We start from the raw sequence: 21,677 nt of genomic DNA on the forward strand, positions 1-21,677 counted from the left end.
CCCGCGGCCGGGGGGGGGGCCGGCGCCCCCGCCGGGGGGGCGCCGCGCGGGGGGGGGGGGGGGGGCGCCGCCCCCCCCCCCCCCCCTCGTCGTGGAGCGGTCAGGCCAGCCGGCGCATCCAGCCGTGCCGGTCCCGCGCCCGCCCGTACTGGATGTCCGTGAGCTCGCTGCGGATCGCCATGGTCAGCTCGCCCGGCTCACCGTCGGCGACGGTGTGGTCGAAGTTGCTGCTGGCCAGACGACCCACCGGCGTCACCACCGCCGCGGTGCCGCAGGCGAACATCTCCCGCACGCTGCCGCCGGCGAGGCCCGCCTCGATCTCGGCGAGGGAGATCCTCCGCTCGACGACCTCGTGGCCGCGGTCCGCCACCAGCTGCAGGATGGACTTGCGGGTGATCCCCTCGAGGATCGAACCGGTCAGCTCCGGGGTGTGGACGGTCCCGTCGTCCATCACCACGAAGATGTTCATGCCGCCGAGCTCCTCGAGGTAGGAGTTCGTGCTGGCGTCCAGGAAGCACACCTGGTCGCAGCCGTTCTGCTGCGCCTCGGTCTGCGGCAGCAGGCTGGCGGCGTAGTTGCCGCCGCACTTGGCGTTGCCCGTACCGCCCGGCCCGGCCCGGTGGTAGTCCTGGGAGACCCAGATCGAGACGGGCTTGACGCCGCCGGCGAAGTACGGGCCGACGGGCGAGGCGATGCACAGGTACTCGACCTCGGCGGCGGGCCGGACGCCGAGGAACGGCTCGGAGGCGAACATGAAGGGGCGCAGGTAGAGGCTCGAGTCCTCCCCGCCGGGGACCCAGGCGCGATCGGTCCGCACCAGCGCGGCGATCGAGCCGATGAAGTCGTCCACCGTCAGGGCGGGCAGCGCGAGCCGGTGCGCCGAGCGCGCGAACCGGTCGGCGTTCGCCTCGGGCCGGAAGGTCCACACCGACCCGTCGGCGTGCTTGTACGCCTTCATGCCCTCGAAGATCTCCTGCGCGTAGTGCAGGACGGCGGTGGCGGGGTCGAGCTGCAGCGGACCGTACTTCTCCACGCGCCGGTCGAGCCAGCCGTCCTCCTGCCGCCAGGACACCCGGGCCATGTGGTCGGTGAACACCGTGCCGAAACGGGGTGCCGCGAGCGCTTCTTCGCGCTCGGCGTCAGGGGTGGGCTCGTCGGTGCCGCGGACGTCGAACAGGGCGACGAGGTCCTCGAGCTCCTCGGGGAGCACGTTGTGCGAGGTCGTGGTCATATCAGAGGCCTTTCACCAGGTAACCCCTGTAGGGTCCCACGACTCTCGGCATCGTGGGACCCCGTGCGGCGCCGCCCCTGCGCCGACCCCCTCGCGCGCCCGGAGCCGTGCGGATCCCGGGCGGCTGATCCGGCGGGTCAGCCCGCGACGCGCGCGGCGAGCTCGCGCCCGACCTCCGCCGTGGACCGTACCCGGTCGCCCCGCTCGGCGAGGTCGGCCGCCACGGCGGCCTCGACCCGGCGGGCCTGCTCGGTCAGCCCGAGGTGGTCGAGCAGGAGGGACACGGACAGCACCGTCGCCGTCGGGTCGGCCTTGCCCTGGCCCGCGATGTCGGGGGCGGACCCGTGCACCGGCTCGAACATCGAGGGCGTGGTGCGGTCGGGGTTGATGTTGCCGGACGCGGCCAGCCCGATGCCGCCGGTGATCGCCGCGGCCTGGTCGGTGAGGATGTCGCCGAAGAGGTTGTCGGTGACGATGACGTCGAACCGCGAGGGGTTCGTGGTCAGGAAGATCGTCGCGGCGTCGACGTGCAGGTAGTCGGTGGTGACGTCCGGGAACTCGGCGTTGACGGCCTCGACGGTGCGCCGCCACAGGTGACCGGCGTGCACCAGCACGTTGTGCTTGTGCACCAGCGTCAGGTGCTTCCGGGGGCGCGCCTGGGCACGGGCGAAGGCGTCGCGGACGACCCGCTCGACACCGAACGCGGTGTTGACCGACACCTCGGTGGCGATCTCGTGGGGCGTCCCGGTGCGGACGGACCCGCCGTTGCCGACGTACGGACCCTCGGTGCCCTCGCGGACGACGACGAAGTCGACGTCGCCCGGGTCGGCCAGCGGGCTGGTGACGCCGGGGAAGAGCTTGCCGGGCCGCAGGTTGACGTAGTGGTCGAGGGCGAACCGGAGCTTGAGCAGCAGACCGCGCTCCAGCACGCCGGACGGCACCGAGGGGTCGCCGATCGCGCCCAGCAGGATGGCGTCGTGGTCCGTGATGCGCGCGAGGTCCTCGTCGGTGAGGGTCTCGCCGGTGCGGTGCCAGCGACGGGCGCCGAGGTCGAGCTCGGTCGTCGAGACCTTGACGTCGGCGCCGGTCAGCGCCGCGTCGAGCACGGTGAGACCCTGCTCGACGACCTCGGGACCGATACCGTCCCCTGCCACCACGGCCAGATCGATGTTGCGCGTCATGCGCCGATACTACGCGGGGGCACGCCATCATGCGGACGCGCGTCTCAACATGCGGACAGGACGCGAGCTACATCTCCCGCGAGGACAGCACGCAGAACTCGTTGCCGTCGGGGTCCGCCAGCACCGTCCACGACGCGTCCGCCGGCTGCCCGACGTCGATCCGCGTCGCCCCGAGCGACACCAGCCGGTCGATCTCGGCGTCGCGGTCGTCGCTGGTGTGCGGCGCGAAGTCCCAGTGCAGGCGGTTCTTCGACGACTTCTCGTGCTCCACACGCACGAACACCATCCCCGGGGGCGTCTGGTGGAAGGTCAGGCTCCTGCCCAGCTCCCGGGCCCAGGGCGGGACGAGGACGCACTCCTCGTCGGACTCGTAGGCGAACTCCCATCCCAGGGCCTCCGCCCACCAGCCCGCCAGGGCACGCGGGTCGGTGGACTCCACGACGGTCGAGTACCAGCGCAGCGGCATGTCGCGATCACCTCACTCGGAGTAGAGGACCTTGAACCGCTCGCACAGGACCTCCAGCGACGGGTCGAACTCGTGGGCGGTGCCCGCCAGCGTGCGGCGCCAGTAGCGCTCGTGCTCGGTGCGCCAGGACTCCAGCGTCCGGTCGTCCTCGCCCTCACGCCAGGCGTGCTCCGCGGTGACCTCGCCGAACGGCACGCGGTCGACCTGGGTGGTCCGGATCAGCGCCCGGGGCTCGCCCGCCCCGTCGAGCAGGATCGACAGGTCCCCCTTGCGGGGCTCGGGTTCCCCGGCGTCCTCGTACTCGACGACGAGCGACGCCGTCGCCGTCTTCGTCCCGACGAGCACCAGACGGAGCAGCTCGTCGGCCAGCCGCGGCGAGTCGCCGAACGCCCAGGCCGGCGGCGGGACGACGTTCTCCGACCGCTCCCCCACGGCTCCGCCGTGGCTGGTCCGGCCGGCACTGGGCCGGGCGGTGTCCCAGAAGGCCGTGATCCGTTCGGCCTGGGCCACGTCGTCCAGCTGCGGACCCTGGTCGGCCGTGGCGGCCGCCTCGGGCGGGGGTGCGTCGTGGCCGGTGAAGGCGCCGTCGTCCGTCATGCGGGACATCCTGCCACCGCCGCCGGTCCACCGCGCCCCCACCCCGCCTCCCGCGAGTCAGGACGGATCTCGGCGGGTCAGGACGGAACTCGACGGGTCAGGACGGTTCCCGTCCGGTCAGGACGGAACGCGGTGAACCAGGCCTCCGCCGCCCCCGAGCGGGGCCGCGATCTGCCAGGATCTCGGCATGTTCCTTCGGGTGGCGGCCTACGCCGTGATCATCGACGACGGTCAGGTGCTCCTGCCGCACTGGTCCGCGACGGGACGGTCGGGGTGGACGTTGCCCGGCGGCGGCATCGACCCGGGCGAGCACCCGGAGGATGCGGCCGTGCGCGAGGTGCGCGAGGAGACCGGGTACGACGTCGAGCTCGACGGCCTGCTCGGCGTGGACAGCCACGTGGTGGAACCCCAGGACCTCATCGGCTTCGAGGACGACCCGGACGTCGACCCGCTGCACGGCATCCGCGTCGTGTACCGGGCCCGCGTGGTCGGGGGGTCGCTCACCGTCGAGCAGGACGGTTCCACCGACGACGTGGCGTGGCACCCGCTCGACGCCGTGGCGCACCTTCCGCGGGTCGACCTCGTCGACATCGGACTGGGTTGGGCCGGAGCCCTCTGACTCGCTGAGTTCCGCCCTGACTCGGCAGCAGCCGTCCTGACTCGGCAGGAGTACTCCTGCCTCGCGGGCAACCGCCCTGACTCGGCACGGGGTGGTGGCCCGGGGTCGGGTCGGACGTGCGAGCGGCCGCCGCCCCGGGGTGGGGGCGACGGCCGCTCACGTCGATCGCTGACGCAGGGTGGTTGTCAGCGAGCGGCGGTGCCCTCCGTGTAGTCGGAGTCGGCCGGCTTGATCCACGAGAACATCTTGCGCAGCTCGCGGCCGGTGGCCTCGATCGGGTGGTTCTCCGCCTTGGCCCGCAGCTCCGTGAACTCCGGGGCGCCGGCGTCCTGGTCGGCGATGAAGCGCTCGGCGAAGGCACCCGACTGGATGTCCGCGAGCACGGCCTTCATGTTCTGCTTGACCTCGGGCGAGATCACGCGCGGCCCGGAGACGTAGTCGCCGTACTCCGCGGTGTCGGACACGGACCAGCGCTGCTTGGCGATGCCGCCCTCGACCATCAGGTCGACGATGAGCTTCAGCTCGTGCAGCACCTCGAAGTAGGCGACCTCGGGCTGGTAGCCGGCCTCGGTGAGCACCTCGAAGCCGTACTGGACGAGCTGGGAGGCGCCGCCGCACAGCACGGCCTGCTCGCCGAACAGGTCGGTCTCGGTCTCCTCGGTGAACGTGGTCTTGATGCCCCCGGCGCGCAGGCCGCCGATGCCGGCGGCGTAGGACAGCGCGGTGTCCCAGGCCGTACCCGAGGCGTCCTGCTCGACGGCCACGATGACCGGCACGCCACGGCCGTCGACGTACTCGCGGCGCACGAGGTGGCCGGGGCCCTTGGGGGCGACCATGAAGACGTCGTGGCCGGCCTCGGGCTTGATGTAGCCGAAGCGGATGTTGAAGCCGTGGCCGAAGACCAGGGCGGCGCCGTCCCGCAGGTTCGGGGCGATCTCGTCGCGGTACAGGTCCCGCTGGACCTGGTCCGGGGCCAGGATGACGACGACGTCGGCCTCGGCGACGGCCTCGGCCACGGGCAGGACCTTCAGGCCCTGCTCCTCGGCCTTGGCGGCCGACGACGAGCCGTCGCGCAGGCCGACGCGGACGTCGACACCCGAGTCGCGCAGGTTCAGCGCGTGGGCGTGGCCCTGGCTGCCGTAGCCGATGACGGCGACCTTCTTGCTCTGGATGATGGACAGGTCGGCGGCATCCTCGTAGAACATCTCAGCCACGGTGGTGCTCCTCTTTCTTCAGGGTGTGACGCGTCAGGGGGATTCTGGCAGGCACGGGGTGGCGGGGCGCAGGCGTCTCAGGCGCTGCGGACCCGCTCCAGCGCCCGGTCGGTGATGGATCGCGACCCGCGCCCGACGGCGAGGGTCCCGGACTTGACGATCTCGCGGATGCCGTACGGCTCGAGGGCGGTCAGGAGGGCCTCGAGCTTGGCCCCGGTCCCGGTGGCCTCGATGACGACCGTGTCGGGCACGACGTCGACGACCTTGGCCCGGAAGAGCTCGACGACCTCGAGCACCCCCGACCGGGTGGTCGGGTCCGCCTTGACCTTGACGAGCAGGAGCTCGCGCTGGACGGACGCCTCCGGGTCGAGCTCGACGATCTTGATGACGTGGACCAGCTTGTTGAGCTGCTTGGTGACCTGCTCCAGCGGGTGGTCCTCGACGTCGACCACGACGGTGATCCGCGAGATCTCCTCGTGCTCGGTCGGGCCCACCGCCAGGGACTGGATGTTGAACGCGCGACGGGCGAAGAGCCCGGCGACGCGGGTCAGGACACCCGGCTTGTCCTCGACCAGCACGGACAACGTGTGACGGCTCATCGGCTCAGTCCTCTCGTTCCCAGGCCGGCGAGATGCCCCGCGCGTACTGGATGTCGTCGTTGCTGACCCCGGCCGCGACCATCGGCCACACCATCGCGTCCCGCGAGACGGTGAAGTCGACCACCACGGGCCGGTCGTCGATCTCCTGGGCCTTCTTGATCGCGGCGTCGACCTCGTTCTCGTGCTCCACGCGGATGCCGACGCAGCCGTAGGCCTCGGCGAGCTTGACGAAGTCGGGGATGCGGGCGGTGCCGTGGCCGGTGTGCAGGTCCGTGTTGGAGTACCGCTCGTTGTAGAAGAGGGTCTGCCACTGGCGGACCATCCCGAGCGAGCTGTTGTTGATCAGCGCGACCTTGATCGGGATGTCGTTGATCGCGCAGGTGGCCAGCTCCTGGTTGGTCATCTGGAAGCAGCCGTCGCCGTCGATCGCCCACACGTCGCGGTCGGGTTCGCCGACCTTGGCCCCCATCGCCGCCGGGATCGAGTACCCCATGGTCCCGAGCCCGCCGGAGTTGATCCAGGTGTTGGGGCGCTCGTAGCGGATGAACTGGGCGGCCCACATCTGGTGCTGGCCGACGCCCGCCACGTAGATCCCGTCGGGGCCCACGAGCTCGCCGAGCCGGGAGATCACCGACTGGGGAGCCAGGTGACCGTCGTCGGTGGAGCTGTAACCGAGCGGGTAGGTCTCACGCCAGGTGTCGATCTGGTGCCACCACGCCTCGATGTCGGGTCTGCCGACCTTGTCGTGCTCGGCCTCGAGGGCGGGCACCAGATCGGCGACGACCTCGCGCAGGTCGCCGACGATCGGCACGTCGACGGCGCGGTTCTTGCCGATCTCGGCCGGGTCGATGTCCGCGTGGACGATCGCCGCGTGCGGGGCGAAGCTGGACAGCTTGCCGGTGACCCGGTCGTCGAAGCGGGCGCCGAGGGCGACGATGAGGTCGGCCTTCTGCAGCGCGGCCACGGCGGGCACCGTGCCGTGCATGCCCGGCATGCCCAGGTGCTGCGGGTGGGAGTCGGGGACCGCACCCCGGGCCATCAGCGTGGTCACCACCGCCGCGCCCGAGACGTCCACCAGGCGGCGCAGTTCGGCCGCGGCCCCGGAACGCACGGCCCCGCCGCCGACGTACAGCACCGGGCGACGCGCCGTGGCCAGCAGCTTGGCGGCCTCCCGGATCTGCTTGGCGTGCGGCTTGGTCACCGGGTGGTAGCCCGGCAGCGTCAGCTGCTGCGGCCAGGAGAACGTCGTCCGGGCCTGCATCGCGGACTTGGCGATGTCGACCAGCACGGGACCCGGACGACCGGTCGAGGCGATGTGGAAGGCCTCGGCGATGGTCCGCGGGATGTCGTCGGCGTCCTTGACCAGGTAGGAGTGCTTGGTGATCGGCATCGTGATGCCGACGATGTCCGCCTCCTGGAAGGCGTCCGTCCCGATGGCGGGGCCGGCGACCTGACCGGTGATCGCGACCATCGGCACGGAGTCCATGTTGGCGTCGGCCAGCGGCGTGACGAGGTTGGTCGCCCCGGGGCCCGAGGTCGCCATCGTCACCCCGACCCGCCCGGTGGCGTGGGCGTACCCGGACGCCGCGTGCCCGCCGCCCTGCTCGTGGCGCACCAGGATGTGCCGCAGCTTCTGGGAGTCCATCAGCGGGTCGTAGGTCGGCAGGATCGCACCGCCGGGGATGCCGAAGACGGTGTCGACGCCGATCTCCTCGAGCGACCGGACGATCGACTGCGCGCCCGTGACCTGCTCCTCGACCCGGTGCTCGACCGGGCGCGGAGCGGTGCGCGCTGCCACGTGGGCGGGTGTCGGGTTCGGCTGGCCCATCGGTCTCTCCTGCCGCTGGAACGGAATCTGGGGTGTGTGGGGTGTCTCTGTGCAATGAAAAACCCCTCGGTCCCGACCACAAGGGGGACGAACGAGGGGTGAGCGCGCTGACGAAGTCCGGAACGTGGCCTCAGCCGGCGCGCCCAGGAAGTACTACAAGGATGATCGTCTGCACGTGACGCACGTTACGCCGTCGGGCCGCGGATGTCACGCGCTGGTCGGAACGTCCCAGATGATGGGACGCCGCCGGGACCGGGGTCGGTCAGTCGAGGTCACGCCGGCGGAACACGGCACCGGCGACGAGCGTCAGCACGGCCACGACCGCCAGCCAGTACAGACCCCCGTGCACACCGTCGACCACGCCCGTCAGCCACGGGACCGAAGCCTCCCCGGACGGGTCGGCCGCCCTCGCGGGGTACTGGTAGATCGCGCCGCCCCGGAGCCAGGCGTCCAGGTTCAGCACCGGCAGCCAGCGCTGCGCGGCCCCCAGCGTGAACGCGAAACCGGCGCTCGCCCACAGCAGGAGCGCCGCCCCACCGATGGCCGAGGCCGCGTGGCGCAGCAGCACCCCCAGGGCGACGCCCGCGGCGGCGCACAGCGCCCCGGCCAGGAGCAGCCGCCCCGAGAACGCAGCGATCTCGGCCCAGTCGGCCCCCGACACCGTCCCCAGGGTCCCGGCGGCGGCGTGCAGCGCGTAGAGGCCACCGACGGTGGCCAGCCAGCCCCCGAGGACCAGCGGCGCCGTCCCCAGCGCGGCGGCGGCCGCCTTCGACCCGTAGACCCGCGAGCGGCGGGGCTCGAAGGTCAGCCACAGCCCCAGCGCCCCCGTGCGCTGCTCCGCCGTGACGAAGCTGACGCCGACGACGAAAGCCAGCATGAGGAAGGCCGGCGCGGCACTCCGCGCGGCGGCGGAGAGGCTCGACCAGCCCGACCACAGGGACTCCTGCACGGCGGCGACCTCTGCCGAGACGGCCGCGGCGGCGGTCTCCGTCCCGGTCAGCCCGCCGGTCGCCGAGGAGCCGGAGGTCTCGTGCGACACGAAGGTCGAGCTCGACGGCAGGAACTGCTCGAGCCGGGGTTCCAGCCGGTCGCACCCGTAGTCGGCACCCGGCTCGGCCGCCTGGGCCTCCCGGCAGCTGGCCGTCTCCTGCGCGCCGTTCTCCTGCCACCACTCGACCTGGTCGGCGTAGAACTGCTCTGCCTGGGCGATCTCCTGCGCCGACGGCGGCTGCGCCGCGCCGACCTGGGTCACGACGGCGAGCCCCGCGACCACGAGCGCCAGCAGCAGCCCACCCCACGTCACGCGGCGCATCCACAGTCGCCGCAGCTCGACCCGGACCAGTCGCATCAGACGCTCTCCCCCGCCGTCTCGGCCTGCGTCAGCCCGAGGAAGACCGACTCCAGGTCGACCTGCCGCGGGGCGAGCTCACGGGCCCACACCCCCTGCTCGCCGAGCATCCGGTTCACGGCGGCCGCCTCGGCACCCTCGACGACGAGCGCCGCACCGTCGCGCTCGACCGACAGCCCGCGGGCGCCGAGCACGCTCGCGGCGACCGCGACCTCGTCGGGCGCGAGCCCGACCCGCACCGCGGCCCCGGCCTGCCCGGACACGAGGTCGGCGACCCGGCCCTCGGCGATCAGCCGTCCGCGGGCCACGATGGAGACCGTGTCGGCCACCTGCTGGACCTCGGCGAGGATGTGGCTGGAGACCAGCACCGTCCTGCCGCGGTCGGCCAGGTCCCGCATGGTCCGCCGGATCTCGTGGATGCCCGCCGGGTCGAGCCCGTTGGTCGGCTCGTCGAAGATGAGCAGGTCGGGGTCCTTGAGCAGCGTCGCGCCGATGGCCAGCCGCTGCTTCATGCCCAGCGAGTAGGTCCGGTAGGGATCCCCGGCGCGGCCGCTGAGACCGACCTCCTCGAGCACCGCGTCGACCCGGCCGCGCGGCGTGCCGATGGCGTCGGCCAGCAGCTGCAGGTTCGACCGCCCGGTGAAGGCCGGGAAGAAACGGGGGCTCTCGACGATCGCACCGACCCTTCCCACGACGTCGGGCAGGTGCCGCGGCACCTCGTGACCGAAGATCGTGGCCGTGCCCCGGTCGGGACGGGCCAGACCCAGCAGCATGCGGATCGTCGTGGTCTTCCCGGACCCGTTCGGGCCGAGGAACCCGTGAACGCCTCCGAGGGGGACCCGCAGGTCCAGGTTCTCGACACCGACCCGAGGCCCCCGCAGGGTGCGGAACGACTTGCGCAAACCGCACGTCTCGACCGCCAGCTCGCCGTCGATCACCACATGCCTCCCGGTGGCCCCGCGGGCCACGCCGACCGCTCCCACCTGGACGGACGCCGGGTGTGCTGCGGAGCATAGCGGCCCGGCGGGCACCCGGGACAGGTCCCTCGCGGTTCCTTCAGCCGGACGACGGTCGGTCGGCGGGGATGTCGAGCTCGCGCGCCGCCTCCGAGATCCGGGCCGCGAGCGCGGCGTCCCGATCGCTGAGCCCGCCGATGTCGTGGGACATCGTGCGCACGACGACGGTGGCGTACCGCAGGTCGACGTCCGGGTGGTGGTTCGCGGCCTCGGCCAGCTCCCCGATCTCCTCGACCAGCCGCACCCCGGTGGTGAAGGCACCGGTGCGGAACGTCGCGGTCGCCGGCCCGTCCTCGGGCGCCTGCCAGTCCTCGGTCCCGGCGGCGTCGTGGAACTGCGCGGGGGTGATGCGGTCACTCATGGTCCTGGTCCCTTCCGATCGAGACGGCGATGTCGATCTCGTTGCCCTCCGGGTCCGCGACGGTACGCCACAGCGGCGCCTCGGCGTCGTACACGACCCGCCCCCCGGCGGCCACCGCGGCGGCGACCCGCTCGTCGGCCACGTCCGCCGGGACGAACAGGTCGACGTGGATCCTGTTGCGCTGCTCGCGGGGTGCGTCCATCTGCTGGATGAAGACGGACGGGCCACGCAGCAGCGGGTCGTACAGGTCGGCGTCCTCCCGGGTGGCGTACCCGAGGGCCGCGGCCCAGAACCGGCGCACGGCGTCGACGTCGAGGGCGTCGAAGGTGAGCTGGAGGTCCCGCAGGGCACCCGGGTCCGGCTCCACACCGGCCTCACGGGCGGCGGCCTGGATCCGGCGCGCCAGGTCGAGCGCGGCGTCGTCGATCCAGCCGTCCTCGGGGGCGCCGACGCGGAAGGTGACGTGGCCGAGGCGCAGGTCCGTGGAGAGCCGCACCCCGGCGTCGTCGGCGAGGCGTTGGGCGGTCGCCGCGAGGTCGACCCCGGCGTCGAACCCGCCGGTCACGTAGCGCGCGCACGCCCCCTGCAGGACGCGCCAGTCGTCCACCCCGTCCGCGGCGCGGAACGCGTCCGGGGAGACCAGGCCCTCGGGGAGATCCTCCTCGAAGCCCTCCCACGCCTCGACGTCGGCCTCGTTGCCCTCGGGGTCCGCGAGGGTCCACCAGTGCGGGACGAACTCCTCGGTCGTGAGCCGGCCGCCCGCCGCGAGCGCCGCCTGCACGCGCGCGGGTCGGTCGTCGTGCGGGACGAAGACGTCCAGGTGCAGCCGGTTGCGCAGCGGCCGGGGCTCGTCCATCTGCTGGAACCACACGCCGGGCCACCGGGCGTCCGGGTCGAGCAGGTCCTCGTCACCGGCCCGGCGGTGGCCGAGCACGACCTCCCAGAACGGCATGACGCGCTCGCGGTCGGTGGCGTCGATGGTCAGCTCGACGTCCCGCAGCGCGGCCGGGTCGGGGGTCAGGCCCACCCGCTCGGCCGCGGCCGAGATGTCCTGCGCGAGGGCGACGTCGCGGCGGCTCAGTCCGCCGACGTCGTGCGAGACGCACCGCACGACGACGGCGTCGGGGCGCAGGTCGACGTCGGGGTGGTGGTTCGCGGCGTCGGCGAGCACCTTGATGTCCTCGAGCAGCACGGCCCCCGCCCCCGGTGCGGTAGCGCGGAACAGTGCGCAGGCGCCGTGCGACAGCACGCGCCAGTGCCCGGTGGCGTCGGCCTTCTCGAAGGCGTCCGGGGTGATCTCGTCGGACTCGGTGGCCATGGTCCCTCCCGCGGTGGCCGGTGCGATCCACCTACCGTGCCGTGGTCGGGGGCAGCTCGCGCGTCCTCAGCCGAGCACGGCACCCTTCGACGCGGACTGCACGAGCTTCGTGTACTTGGCGAGCACCCCGCGGGTGTAGCCGTGCGGCACGGGCCGCCAGTCGTCGGTGTGCCGGGCGGCCAGCTCGTCGGCGTCGACGAGCAGGTCGAGCGTCTTGGCCGCGACGTCCAGGCGGATACGGTCGCCGTCGCGCACGAACGCGATCGGCCCGGCGTCGACGGCCTCCGGGGCGATGTGCCCGACGCACAGGCCCGTGGTGCCGCCGGAGAACCGGCCGTCGGTGACGAGCAGGACGTCCTTGCCGAGCCCCGCGCCCTTGATCGCGCCGGTGATGGCGAGCATCTCGCGCATGCCCGGGCCGCCCTTCGGGCCCTCGTAGCGGATGACGACGACGTCCCCGGCCGTGATGGTGCCGTCCTCCAGCGCGTCGAGGGCGTGCCGCTCCCGCTCGAAGACCCGCGCCGTGCCCTCGAAGACGTCGGAGTCGAACCCGGCGCTCTTGACCACGGCGCCGTCCGGGGCGAGCGACCCGTGCAGGATCGTGATGCCGCCGGTCGGGTGGATCGGGGCGTCCAGGGCACGCAGGATCTTGCCGTCCGGGTCGGGCGGGGCGATGTCAGCCAGGTTCTCGGCCACGGTGCGCCCGGTCACGGTGAGGCAGTCGCCGTGGAGCAGACCGGCGTCCAGGAGCGCCTTCATGATCACGGGGACCCCGCCGATGCGGTCCACGTCGTTCATGACGTAGCGGCCGAACGGCTTGAGGTCGCCCAGGTGCGGGACCTGGCTCGCCACGCGGTCGAAGTCCTCCAGGGTGAGCTCGACGTCGGCCTCGTGGGCGATGGCGAGCAGGTGCAGCACGGCGTTGGTCGACCCGCCGAACGCCATGACCACGGCGATGGCGTTCTCGAACGCCTGCTTGGTCAGGATGTCGCGCGCGGTGATGCCGCGGCGCAGCATCTCCACGACCGCCTCGCCGGAGGCGTGGGCGAACGTGTCCCGCCGCCGGTCGGCCGACGGCGGGGCCGCGGACCCCGGCAGGGACATGCCCAGCGCCTCGGCGGCCGAGGCCATGGTGTTCGCCGTGTACATCCCGCCGCAGGCGCCCTCGCCCGGGCAGATGGCCCGCTCGATGCGGTCGACGTCCTCGCGGGACATCAGCCCCCGCGAGCACGCCCCGACCGCCTCGAAGGCGTCGATGATCGTCACGTCCTTCTCGGTGCCGTCCGAGAGCTTGACCCAGCCGGGCATGATCGAGCCCGCGTAGAGGAACACGCTGGCCAGGTCCAGCCGGGCGGCCGCCATGAGCATGCCGGGCAGGGACTTGTCGCAGCCGGCCAGCAGCACCGAGCCGTCCAGGCGCTCGGCCTGCATGACCGTCTCGACGGAGTCGGCGATGACGTCCCGGGAGACCAGCGAGAAGTGCATCCCCTCGTGGCCCATCGAGATGCCGTCCGAGACGGAGATCGTGCCGAACTCGAGCGGGTACCCGCCGCCCGCGTGCACGCCGTTCTTCACCGCACCGGCGAGCCGGTCCAGCGACAGGTTGCAGGGCGTGATCTCGTTCCACGAGCTCGCGACGCCGATCTGCGGTTTGGCGAAGTCGTCGTCCCCCAGGCCGACGGCGCGCAGCATCCCGCGCGCGGCGGTGGCCTCCAGACCGTCGGTGACCTGACGGGAACGGGGCTTCAGGTCGGGGGTGGTTCCGGCGTCGGTGCTCGTCATGCCCTCAGGCTAGGGCCGACGGCGGCACGGGGCCCAGCGGTCTCCCGGCGCGGGACCGGACGGACCCAGATGCGCGCCCGGGTCCGCACGCTCCCGGAGACGAACGGCGCCGACTCGCCGGTCGGCGCGTACCCCAGGGCACGCCAGAACGGTTCCGCCGCCGCACGGTTGGTGTCGACGACGCCGAGCCGCAGCCGGACGACCTCCGGCCACGTCCCCGCACGCTCCTCGACCGCCGCGTGGAGCGCCCGGCCCAGCCCCTGGCGGTGCCGGCTCGCGGCGATCGCGAGCAGGCCCAGGTGCGCCTGGTCGGCGGTGGGCCAGCCGCGGATCACGTCGGCCAGCCCCACGAGGACACCCGTGGTGTCGAGGATCCCGAGGACGTTCTTGGCGTCCGGCGTCGTGCCCGGCGGACGCGACGTGAGGGCGTCGACCGCGTCCTGACGGCTCGGCGGACGCCCGGAGACACGCCGCGCGTACCCGCCGTCGTCGGCGAGCAGCCGCTGGACGGCGTCGACGTCGGCCGCGGAGAGGTCGACGACCCGCACGCTCAGCGCCGCGCGACGAGGTCGACGTCGCGCACCGCGCCCTTGTCCGCGCTCGTCGCCATGGCGGCGTAGGCCCGCAGGGCCGGCGAGACGTACCGGTCGCGGTCCTTCGGCTGCCACGGGGTCGCCGAGGACTCCATCGCGGCGCGGCGCTCGGCGAGCACCTCGTCGGAGACGTTCAGGCGCACGGAGCGGGACTCGACGTCGATCTCGATCTCGTCGCCGTCCTCGACCAGGCCGATGACGCCGCCCGCAGCCGCCTCCGGGGAGACGTGCCCGATGGAGATGCCGGACGACCCGCCGGAGAACCGGCCGTCGGTGATGAGCGCGCAGACCTTGCCCAGCCCGCGGCCCTTGAGGAACGAGGTGGGGTAGAGCATCTCCTGCATGCCGGGACCGCCGGCGGGACCCTCGTAGCGCACCACCACGACGTGCCCGGGCTCGACCTGCTTGGTGAGGATCTTGTCGACCGCCTCGTCCTGCGACTCGCACACGAGCGCCCGACCGGTGAAGTGGAAGACGTCCGGGTCGACACCGGCGGTCTTGAACACGGCGCCGTCCTCGGCGAGGTTGCCGCGCAGCACGGCCAGACCGCCGTCGGCGGTGTAGGCGTGCTGGACGTCGCGGATGCAGCCCTCGGCGGCGTCGGTGTCGAGGGACTCCCAACGGTTCTCGGTCGAGAAGGCCTGGGTGGTGCGCACCCCGCCCGGAGCGGCGTGGAACAGCTCGGTGGCCTGCTCGGTGGCCTTCCCGCCGCGCACGTCCCAGTCGTCCAGCCACTCCTGCAGCGTCGGGGTGTGCACGCTGGTGACGTCCTTCTCCAGCAGCCCGCCACGGTGCAGCTCGCCGAGCAGTGCCGGGATGCCACCGGCCCGGTGGACGTCCTCCATGTGGAAGTTCGGGTGGTTGGGGGCGACCTTGCTCAGGCACGGCACCCGCCGCGAGATCTCCTCGATGTCGCGCAGCGTGAAGTCGACCTCGGCCTCCTGCGCGGCGGCCAGCACGTGCAGCACGGTGTTGGTCGACCCGCCCATGGCGACGTCGAGCGCCATCGCGTTGGCGAACGCCTCCTTGGTGGCGATCCCCCGTGGCGCCGCGGTGTCGTCGGAGTGGTCGTAGTAGCGCTTCGCCAGCTCGACGACGGTGCGCCCGGCCTCGAGGAACAGCTCCTTGCGCGCGGCGTGCGTGGCCAGCGTCGAGCCGTTGCCCGGCAGCGACAGCCCGAGCGCCTCGGTGAGGCAGTTCATCGAGTTCGCGGTGAACATGCCCGAGCAGGAGCCGCAGGTCGGGCAGGCGTTCTCCTCGACCTTCGCCAGCGCCTCGTCGGAGACGTTCTCGTCCGCCGCGTAGTTGATCGCGTTGACGAGGTTGAGGTTCGTCCGCGCGACGCCGTCGGCGACGACCGCCTTGCCGGCCTCCATCGGCCCGCCGGAGACGAAGACGACGGGGATGTTCAGCCGCAGCGCCGCGTTGAGCATGCCCGGGGTGATCTTGTCGCAGTTGGAGATGCACACCAGCGCGTCCGCGCAGTGCGCGTTGACCATGTACTCCACCGAGTCGGCGATGAGGTCGCGGCTGGGCAGCGAGTAGAGCATGCCGCCGTGGCCCATCGCGATGCCGTCGTCCACGGCGATGGTGTTGAACTCCTTGGCGACTCCTCCGGCCTCGCGGATCGCGCCCGCGACGAGATCGCCCATGTCCTTGAGGTGCACGTGCCCCGGGACGAACTGGGTGTAGGAGTTCGCGATCGCGACGATCGGCTTGCCGAAGTCCTCCGAGCCCATGCCGGTGGCGCGCCACAGGGCGCGGGCGCCGGACATGTTGCGGCCGTGGGTGGACGTGCGCGAACGCAGGGGGCGGCTCATCTGCATGCTCCTTCGGACCGGCTCACGGACGCACCGTGAGCGACGTGCCTGGGCAGCGTACGCCGTCGTGCCGGATGCTGGGACGCCCGTCCCGCGTGCTGGTCACCGGGCCCGCCGCTCCCCCGGCGCCGACGGGACGGGCACCGTACGGTGGCCGCATGCCCACGACCGTGATGTGGTTCCGGCGCGACCTGCGCCTGGCCGACAACCCGGCCCTGCTGGCCGCGCTGGAGACCGCGCGGGCCGACGACTCCGCCGTCGTCGGCCTCTACGTCCTGGACGACGTCCTGTGGCGCCGGGCCGGCGTCAACCGGCTCGCCTATCTGCGCGAGTCGCTGCGCGCCCTGGACGAGGCCTGCGGCGGACGGCTCGTGGTGCGACGCGGCGACCCCGTCGACGTCGTGCCACGGGTGGTGCGCGAGGCCGGTGCCGCCGAGGTGCACGCCGCGGCCGGCTACGAGCCGTACGGCCGACGACGCGACGACGAGGTGGCCGCCGCGTTGGACGGTCCGGGCGTCCCGCTGGTGCGCACCGGGTCCCCGTACGCCGTGGCCCCCGGTCGACTCTTCACGCAGAGCGGCGGCGCGTACCAGGTGTTCACCCCGTTCCGTCGGGCCTGGCTGGAGCACGGCTGGCGGGAGCCGGTGCACCGGCCCCGGCAGATCCCGTGGGCCGACCTGCCCGGCGAGGGCCTCCCGCACTCCCCCGAGCCGACGGCGCGACTGCCCCGCGCGGGCGAGGAGGCGGCCCGACGGCGGTGGCGGGACTTCCTGGACGACGGGCTGGCGGACTACCCCACCGCGCGGGACCGACCCGACCTGGCCGGCACCTCGGCGATGTCGGTGCACCTGCGCTGGGGCGAGATCCACCCGCGCACGATGCTCGCCGACCTCGCCGCGGCCCAGTCCGACGGCGCCCCCTCCGAGGCCGTGGCGACGTTCCGCTCCGAGCTGTCCTGGCGGGAGTTCCACGCCGACGTGCTGTACCACCGGCCGGACGCCCGCACCCGCTCGCTGCGCGCCGTCGTGCCCGACGACGCCTGGACACGGGGCGAGCAGGAGACCGAGTGGCTGACGGCCTGGACGGAGGGACGGACCGGCTACCCGTTCGTCGACGCCGGGATGCGGCAGCTGCTCGCCACCGGCTGGATGCACAACCGGGTACGGATGGTCGTGGCGTCGTTCCTCGTCAAGGACCTGCACGTGCGGTGGCAGCGCGGGGCCGAGCACTTCATGGCGCACCTGGTGGACGGCGACGTGTCCCAGAACCAGCTCAACTGGCAGTGGGTCGCGGGCACCGGGCACGACGCCGCGCCCTACTTCCGCATCTTCAACCCGGTCACCCAGGGCGAGAAGTTCGACCCCGACGGCGAGTACGTGCGCCGCTGGGTGCCCGAGCTGCGCGAGGTGGCCGGCCGGCGGGTGCACCAGCCCTGGAAGCTGGACACCCCGCCGGCCGACTACCCGGCGCCTCTGGTCGACCACGCGCACGAGCGCAAGGTCAGCCTCGACGACTTCCAGCGGGGCAGGTGAGACCCCGCCGGAGGCGGCCGGTCGTCTGGCGTGGCGCCGCGCTCAGGACCCGCGGACCATCGCGCGGTACTCGTCCTCGAGGATGCTCATGACGATCGCGTCGGACCAGTCGTCCCCGTCGCGGTAGGCGTCACGCAGCCGCCCCTCCTCGACGAAGCCGAGCGAGGCGTAGAGCGCCTTGGCCCGCGGGTTGATGCTGAGCACGTCCAGCCCGACGCGGTGCAGCCGCAGCCCGTCCGGACCGTCGTCGAAGGCGAACCGCAGCACCTGCTCGATCGCCTCCCGACCGTAGCCGCGGCCCCGGTAGTCCGGGAGCATCTGCAGGCGCAGGTTGGCGCTGCGGCTGACCGGGTCGATGTCGTTGAGGACGATCTCCCCGATCAGGTCGTCGCTGACGAGCTCGCCGTCGCGCATCGCGGCCGGCGTGATGGCCCAGTCGAACCGGCCGTCGCGGTCGGCGACCGTGGCCGCCCAGTCGTCGATCTGCTGCCGGGTGAAGCTCGCCGTCGTCCCCGTCAGGCGCATGCCCTCCGGGTCGTGCAGCGACTCCCAGAGCCGCTCGGCGTCGGGGGCCTGGATCGGACGCAGCCGGACCATCTCGCCGGGCAGCACGGGGGGTGTCACGACCCGATCCTCTCCAGCACCAGCTCACGGACGCGCTTGGCGTCCGCCTGGCCCTTCGTCGACTTCATCACCGCGCCGATGATCGCGCCGACCGGACCCTGGTTGCCACCGCGGACCTTCTCGACGACGTCCGGCTGGGCGGCCAGCGCCTCGTCGATCGCGGACAGCAGCGCACCGTCGTCGGAGACGATCTCCAGACCGCGCGCGGCGACGACCTGCTCCGGGTCGCCCTCGCCGGCGAGGACCCCGTCGAGGACCTGGCGGGCGATCTTGTCGTTGATCCGGCCGGAGTCGATCAACCCCTGCAGCTCGCCGATCTGGGCCGGCGTGATGGACAGCTCGGCCAGCTCGACCTCGTCCTGCTTGGCACGGCGGGCGAGCTCACCCATCCACCACTTGCGCGCCGCGGCGGGGCTGGAGCCCGCCGCGATCGTGGCCTCGATGAGGTCGAGCGCTCCGGCGTTGACGACGTCGCGCATCTCGGCGTCGGCGTAACCCCACTCGTCCTGCAGCCGGCGGCGCCGCGCCTGCGGCAGCTCGGGCAGACCCGCGCGGATCTCCTCGACCCACTCGCGCGACGGCTCGACCGGGACGAGGTCCGGCTCGGGGAAGTACCGGTAGTCCTCGGCGTCGGACTTCACGCGCCCGGAGGTGGTGATGCCGGTGTCCTCGTGCCAGTGCCGGGTCTCCTGGATCACGGTGTCGCCCGCGTCCAGGATCGCCGCCTGACGCGACACCTCGTAGCGCACGGCCCGCTCGACCGAGCGGAACGAGTTCACGTTCTTCGTCTCGGTCCGGGTGCCGAGCGGGGCGTCCGGCGTCGCCCGCAGGGAGAGGTTGACGTCGGCACGCACGTTGCCGCGCTCCATCCGCGCCTCGGACACGTCGAGGACCCGGAAGATGTCCCGCAGCGCCTGCACGTAGGCGCGTGCCACCTCGGGGGCCCGGTCACCGACGCCGGTGATCGGCTTGGTGACGATCTCGACCAGGGGGATCCCCGCTCGGTTGTAGTCCACCAGGGAGTAGTCGGCGCCGTGGATGCGTCCCGCGGCACCGCCGACGTGCGTGTTCTTCCCGGCGTCCTCCTCCATGTGGGCACGCTCGATCTCGACCCGGTGGATGGTGCCGTCCTCCAGCTCGACGTCGAGCCAGCCGTCGAACGCGATCGGCTCGTCGTACTGGGAGGTCTGGAAGTTCTTCGGGACGTCCGGGTAGAAGTAGTTCTTCCGGGCGAACCGGCAGGACTCGGCGATCTGGCAGTTCAGCGCCAGGCCGATCCGGATCGCGTACTCGACGGCGGTGCCGTTGACCACGGGCAGCGCACCGGGCAGGCCGAGGCTGACCGGAGTCGTCTGGGTGTTCGGGGCGCCCCCGAAGGACACCTCGGCCGGGCAGAACATCTTGGTGCGGGTGCCGAGCTCGACGTGCACCTCGATGCCGAGCACCGGGTCGAACCGTCGGACCGCGTCGGCGTAGTCGACCAGCTGGGTCACAGTCATCTCCTTCGTGGGTCCGTCAGCCGAGCTCGGGCGCGCGGTCGAGCAGCGGGCCGCCCCAGGACTTCTCCAGGGCGGACTCCAGGGCGGCGCCGACACGGTACAGGCGGTCGTCGGCCTTGGCCGGTGCCAGCACCTGGAACCCGACCGGCAGCCCGTCGTCCGACAGGCCGTTCGGCACCGAGATGCCGGGGATGCCGGCCAGGTTCGCCGGGATGGTCGCGACGTCGTTGAGGTACATCGCCAGCGGGTCGTCCAGCTTCTCGCCGAGCTTGAACGCCGTCGTGGGCGCCGTCGGGGACACCAGGACGTCGACCTGGGCGAACGCCTCGTCGAAGTCGCGCTGGATGAGCGTGCGCACCTTCTGCGCGCTGCCGTAGTAGGCGTCGTAGTAGCCCGCGCTGAGGGCGTAGGTGCCCAGGATGACGCGTCGCTTGACCTCGTCGCCGAACCCGGCGCCGCGGGTGGCCGCCATGACGCGCTCGGCGGTGACCGGGCCCTCCTCGGGCTCGACCCGCAGGCCGAAGCGCATGCCGTCGAACTTGGCCAGGTTGCTGGAGGCCTCGGCGGGCAGGATCAGGTAGTAGGCGGCGAGCGCGTACTCGAAGTGCGGGCAGGAGACCTCGACGACCTCGGCACCCGCCTGCCGCAGCAGGTCCAGGGACTCCTCGAAGCGCGTCTGGACGCCGGCCTGGTAGCCCTCGCCCTGCAGCTGGCTGACCACGCCGACCTTCACGCCGGACAGGTCGCCGAGCGCGCCCTGCTTCGCGGCCTCGACGAGCGGCGGCAGCGGCTCCGGGATGGAGGTCGAGTCGCGCGGGTCGTGCCCGCCGATGAGTTCGTGCAGCAGCGCCGAGTCCAGCACGGTCCGGGTCACGGGGCCGGCCTGGTCGAGGCTGGAGGCGAGCGCGATGAGGCCGTAGCGGGAGACGCCGCCGTAGGTCGGCTTCACGCCCACGGTGCCGGTCACGGCGCCCGGCTGGCGGATGGACCCGCCGGTGTCGGTGCCGATGGCCAGGGGGGCGGTGAACGCCGCCACCGCGGCGGCCGAACCACCGCCCGAACCACCGGGGATCCGCTCGAGGTCCCAGGGGTTGTGGGTGTTGCCGTAGGCGGAGTGCTCCGTGGAGGAGCCCATGGCGAACTCGTCCATGTTGGTCTTGCCCAGGATGGGCAGCCCGGCCTCACGGATCTTCTCCACCAGGGTGGCGTCGTACGGCGGCACCCAGCCCTCGAGGATCTTGGAGCCGGCGGTCGACGGCATGCCCTGGGTGACGACGACGTCCTTGACGGCGATCGGCACACCCGCCAGCGGGTGCAGCTCCTCGCCGGCCGCCCGGCGGGCGTCGACGTCGCGGGCCGTCGCCAGCGCCTCGTCGGCGTTGACGTGCAGGTAGGCGTGCACCGAGCCGTCGACGGCGGCGATGCGGTCGAGGTGGGCCTGCGTCGCCTCGACGCTGGTGACCTCGCGGTGGCGCAGCTTCTCGGCCAGATCGGCGGCCGAGAGTCGGGTCAGGTCCGTCATCTCACTCCTCCCCGAGGATCTGCGGCACCGCGAACCGGCCGTCTTCGGCCTCCGGCGCGGCGGCGAGCACGTCGTCGACCGGCAGGGCCGGCTGCGGCTCGTCGGCACGGAACACGTTGGACATGGGCAGCGGATGGCTCGTCGCGGGGACCTCGGGGGTCGCGACCTGGCTCACCTTGGCGATGGACTCGACGATCACGTCGAGCTCGCCGGCGAGGCGGTCCAGCTCGTCTGGGCGCAGCTCGATCCGCGCCAGCGCGGCGACACGCGCGACCTCGTCACGGGAGATGGTGGACATGGCCGCCAGTCTAGTGGGCCGACGTGACGCCCCGATGACGTGGGGACCACCGGACGTGTGAACCATGTCCCTGGTCCGCGGTCCGGCCGGCGGCTCGGTGGTCGACGCTCGGGGGATGGCGGTCCAGCGCGGTGGGGAAATGCAGCAGGCCCCCCACCTGTGGTGGGGGGCCTGCTGTGAAGGGTGTCCGGCGGCGTCCTACTCTCCCACCCCGTCTCCAGGGCAGTAC

The 21,677-nt window shown here is 72.7% G+C and carries 20 protein-coding genes; 2 read left to right on the plus strand and 18 right to left on the minus strand.

Annotated features, from left to right (window positions below; all coding sequences use genetic code 11):
* Positions 1 to 100 precede the first annotated feature (100 nt).
* From Q6350_RS15140 to Q6350_RS15155, 4 genes are all read right to left on the minus strand, one after another.
* The gene (locus Q6350_RS15140; protein ID WP_171247275.1) at positions 101 to 1,231 is read right to left on the minus strand and encodes a branched-chain amino acid aminotransferase; all 1,131 of its coding nucleotides are present in this window, start codon (positions 1,229 to 1,231) and stop codon (positions 101 to 103) included.
* Between the two features lie 137 nt (positions 1,232 to 1,368).
* Positions 1,369 to 2,412 (minus strand): 3-isopropylmalate dehydrogenase, encoded by a 1,044-nt coding sequence (locus tag Q6350_RS15145; protein WP_171247276.1) that lies wholly within the window; start codon positions 2,410 to 2,412, stop codon positions 1,369 to 1,371.
* A gap of 67 nt (positions 2,413 to 2,479) precedes the next feature.
* Complete coding sequence (locus Q6350_RS15150; RefSeq protein WP_171247277.1) at positions 2,480 to 2,878, minus strand: VOC family protein; 399 nt, start codon at positions 2,876 to 2,878, stop codon at positions 2,480 to 2,482.
* 12 nt (positions 2,879 to 2,890) lie between these two features.
* A complete protein-coding gene (locus Q6350_RS15155) occupies positions 2,891 to 3,475 on the minus strand; it encodes an ASCH domain-containing protein (RefSeq protein ID WP_304604427.1) in 585 nt (194 codons plus the stop codon).
* A 187-nt stretch (positions 3,476 to 3,662) separates the two neighbouring features.
* On the opposite strand from Q6350_RS15155, the gene Q6350_RS15160 reads away from it, so the two are divergent.
* A complete protein-coding gene (locus Q6350_RS15160) occupies positions 3,663 to 4,094 on the plus strand; it encodes an NUDIX hydrolase (protein ID WP_304604428.1) in 432 nt (143 codons plus the stop codon).
* Positions 4,095 to 4,279: 185 nt separating this feature from the next.
* On the opposite strand, the gene ilvC is transcribed toward Q6350_RS15160, so the two are convergent.
* The 10 genes from ilvC to ilvD (Q6350_RS15210) form a co-directional block, all read right to left on the minus strand.
* The gene (ilvC, locus tag Q6350_RS15165) at positions 4,280 to 5,308 is read right to left on the minus strand and encodes a ketol-acid reductoisomerase (protein ID WP_304604429.1); all 1,029 of its coding nucleotides are present in this window, start codon (positions 5,306 to 5,308) and stop codon (positions 4,280 to 4,282) included.
* A 77-nt stretch (positions 5,309 to 5,385) separates the two neighbouring features.
* Complete coding sequence (gene ilvN, locus Q6350_RS15170; protein WP_304604430.1) at positions 5,386 to 5,907, minus strand: acetolactate synthase small subunit; 522 nt, start codon at positions 5,905 to 5,907, stop codon at positions 5,386 to 5,388.
* A 4-nt stretch (positions 5,908 to 5,911) separates the two neighbouring features.
* Positions 5,912 to 7,735: an acetolactate synthase large subunit gene (locus Q6350_RS15175; protein ID WP_304604431.1), complete on the minus strand. Its 1,824-nt coding sequence runs from the start codon at positions 7,733 to 7,735 to the stop codon at positions 5,912 to 5,914.
* Between the two features lie 262 nt (positions 7,736 to 7,997).
* Positions 7,998 to 9,083, minus strand: coding sequence for an ABC transporter permease subunit (locus tag Q6350_RS15180; protein ID WP_305066635.1), 1,086 nt, complete (start codon positions 9,081 to 9,083; stop codon positions 7,998 to 8,000).
* Positions 9,083 to 10,051: an ABC transporter ATP-binding protein gene (locus Q6350_RS15185; protein WP_305066636.1), complete on the minus strand. Its 969-nt coding sequence runs from the start codon at positions 10,049 to 10,051 to the stop codon at positions 9,083 to 9,085. Before Q6350_RS15185 ends, Q6350_RS15180 begins: the two co-directional genes overlap by 1 nt.
* Before the next feature lie 88 nt (positions 10,052 to 10,139).
* Positions 10,140 to 10,460, minus strand: a complete 321-nt coding sequence (locus Q6350_RS15190) for a 4a-hydroxytetrahydrobiopterin dehydratase (RefSeq protein ID WP_304606891.1) — start codon at positions 10,458 to 10,460, stop codon at positions 10,140 to 10,142.
* Positions 10,453 to 11,778, minus strand: coding sequence for a VOC family protein (locus Q6350_RS15195; RefSeq protein ID WP_304606890.1), 1,326 nt, complete (start codon positions 11,776 to 11,778; stop codon positions 10,453 to 10,455). The genes Q6350_RS15190 and Q6350_RS15195 overlap by 8 nt, the downstream gene beginning before the upstream one ends.
* A gap of 66 nt (positions 11,779 to 11,844) precedes the next feature.
* On the minus strand, positions 11,845 to 13,560 hold the full coding sequence (gene ilvD / locus Q6350_RS15200) for a dihydroxy-acid dehydratase (RefSeq protein WP_304604436.1): 1,716 nt from the start codon (positions 13,558 to 13,560) through the stop codon (positions 11,845 to 11,847).
* Positions 13,557 to 14,108, minus strand: coding sequence for a GNAT family N-acetyltransferase (locus tag Q6350_RS15205; protein ID WP_305066638.1), 552 nt, complete (start codon positions 14,106 to 14,108; stop codon positions 13,557 to 13,559). The genes ilvD (Q6350_RS15200) and Q6350_RS15205 overlap by 4 nt, the downstream gene beginning before the upstream one ends.
* Positions 14,109 to 14,110: 2 nt before the next feature.
* Positions 14,111 to 15,973, minus strand: coding sequence for a dihydroxy-acid dehydratase (gene ilvD / locus Q6350_RS15210; protein ID WP_305066639.1), 1,863 nt, complete (start codon positions 15,971 to 15,973; stop codon positions 14,111 to 14,113).
* A gap of 158 nt (positions 15,974 to 16,131) precedes the next feature.
* Between ilvD (Q6350_RS15210) and Q6350_RS15215 the strand changes: the two genes are divergently transcribed.
* Complete coding sequence (locus tag Q6350_RS15215; RefSeq protein ID WP_305066640.1) at positions 16,132 to 17,505, plus strand: deoxyribodipyrimidine photo-lyase; 1,374 nt, start codon at positions 16,132 to 16,134, stop codon at positions 17,503 to 17,505.
* Between the two features lie 42 nt (positions 17,506 to 17,547).
* Here the strand turns inward: Q6350_RS15215 and Q6350_RS15220 are convergent, their stop codons facing one another.
* From Q6350_RS15220 to gatC, 4 genes are read right to left on the minus strand one after another with little or no spacing between them, the layout of a single operon-like run.
* Positions 17,548 to 18,102, minus strand: a complete 555-nt coding sequence (locus Q6350_RS15220) for a GNAT family N-acetyltransferase (RefSeq protein ID WP_369810825.1) — start codon at positions 18,100 to 18,102, stop codon at positions 17,548 to 17,550.
* Positions 18,103 to 18,125: 23 nt separating this feature from the next.
* The gene (gene gatB / locus Q6350_RS15225; RefSeq protein WP_171248358.1) at positions 18,126 to 19,628 is read right to left on the minus strand and encodes an Asp-tRNA(Asn)/Glu-tRNA(Gln) amidotransferase subunit GatB; all 1,503 of its coding nucleotides are present in this window, start codon (positions 19,626 to 19,628) and stop codon (positions 18,126 to 18,128) included.
* 16 nt (positions 19,629 to 19,644) lie between these two features.
* Positions 19,645 to 21,150, minus strand: coding sequence for an Asp-tRNA(Asn)/Glu-tRNA(Gln) amidotransferase subunit GatA (gatA, locus tag Q6350_RS15230; RefSeq protein WP_305066643.1), 1,506 nt, complete (start codon positions 21,148 to 21,150; stop codon positions 19,645 to 19,647).
* Between the two features lies 1 nt (position 21,151).
* Positions 21,152 to 21,448 carry an Asp-tRNA(Asn)/Glu-tRNA(Gln) amidotransferase subunit GatC gene (gene gatC / locus Q6350_RS15235; protein WP_304604442.1) on the minus strand — a complete coding sequence of 99 codons (297 nt, stop codon included), beginning with the start codon at positions 21,446 to 21,448 and terminating at the stop codon, positions 21,152 to 21,154.
* Between the last annotated feature and the right edge of the window lie 229 nt (positions 21,449 to 21,677).

Source organism: Isoptericola sp. b515, from assembly GCF_030588125.1.
Lineage (GTDB): Bacteria > Actinomycetota > Actinomycetes > Actinomycetales > Cellulomonadaceae > Isoptericola > Isoptericola sediminis.

Bases quoted from the DNA above. Each gene is read 5' to 3' on its own strand.
- Q6350_RS15140 (WP_171247275.1), bottom strand. From the start codon at position 1,231: ATGACCACGACCTCGCACAACGTGCTCCCCGAGGAGCTCGAGGACCTC.
- Q6350_RS15145 (WP_171247276.1), bottom strand. From the start codon at position 2,412: ATGACGCGCAACATCGATCTGGCCGTGGTGGCAGGGGACGGTATCGGT.
- Q6350_RS15150 (WP_171247277.1), bottom strand. From the start codon at position 2,878: ATGCCGCTGCGCTGGTACTCGACCGTCGTGGAGTCCACCGACCCGCGT.
- Q6350_RS15155 (WP_304604427.1), bottom strand. From the start codon at position 3,475: ATGACGGACGACGGCGCCTTCACCGGCCACGACGCACCCCCGCCCGAG.
- Q6350_RS15160 (WP_304604428.1), top strand. From the start codon at position 3,663: ATGTTCCTTCGGGTGGCGGCCTACGCCGTGATCATCGACGACGGTCAG.
- ilvN (WP_304604430.1), bottom strand. From the start codon at position 5,907: ATGAGCCGTCACACGTTGTCCGTGCTGGTCGAGGACAAGCCGGGTGTC.
- Q6350_RS15175 (WP_304604431.1), bottom strand. From the start codon at position 7,735: ATGGGCCAGCCGAACCCGACACCCGCCCACGTGGCAGCGCGCACCGCT.
- Q6350_RS15180 (WP_305066635.1), bottom strand. From the start codon at position 9,083: ATGCGACTGGTCCGGGTCGAGCTGCGGCGACTGTGGATGCGCCGCGTG.
- Q6350_RS15190 (WP_304606891.1), bottom strand. From the start codon at position 10,460: ATGAGTGACCGCATCACCCCCGCGCAGTTCCACGACGCCGCCGGGACC.
- Q6350_RS15195 (WP_304606890.1), bottom strand. From the start codon at position 11,778: ATGGCCACCGAGTCCGACGAGATCACCCCGGACGCCTTCGAGAAGGCC.
- ilvD (WP_304604436.1), bottom strand. From the start codon at position 13,560: ATGACGAGCACCGACGCCGGAACCACCCCCGACCTGAAGCCCCGTTCC.
- ilvD (WP_305066639.1), bottom strand. From the start codon at position 15,973: ATGAGCCGCCCCCTGCGTTCGCGCACGTCCACCCACGGCCGCAACATG.
- Q6350_RS15215 (WP_305066640.1), top strand. From the start codon at position 16,132: ATGCCCACGACCGTGATGTGGTTCCGGCGCGACCTGCGCCTGGCCGAC.
- Q6350_RS15220 (WP_369810825.1), bottom strand. From the start codon at position 18,102: ATGGTCCGGCTGCGTCCGATCCAGGCCCCCGACGCCGAGCGGCTCTGG.
- gatB (WP_171248358.1), bottom strand. From the start codon at position 19,628: ATGACTGTGACCCAGCTGGTCGACTACGCCGACGCGGTCCGACGGTTC.
- gatA (WP_305066643.1), bottom strand. From the start codon at position 21,150: ATGACGGACCTGACCCGACTCTCGGCCGCCGATCTGGCCGAGAAGCTG.
- gatC (WP_304604442.1), bottom strand. From the start codon at position 21,448: ATGTCCACCATCTCCCGTGACGAGGTCGCGCGTGTCGCCGCGCTGGCG.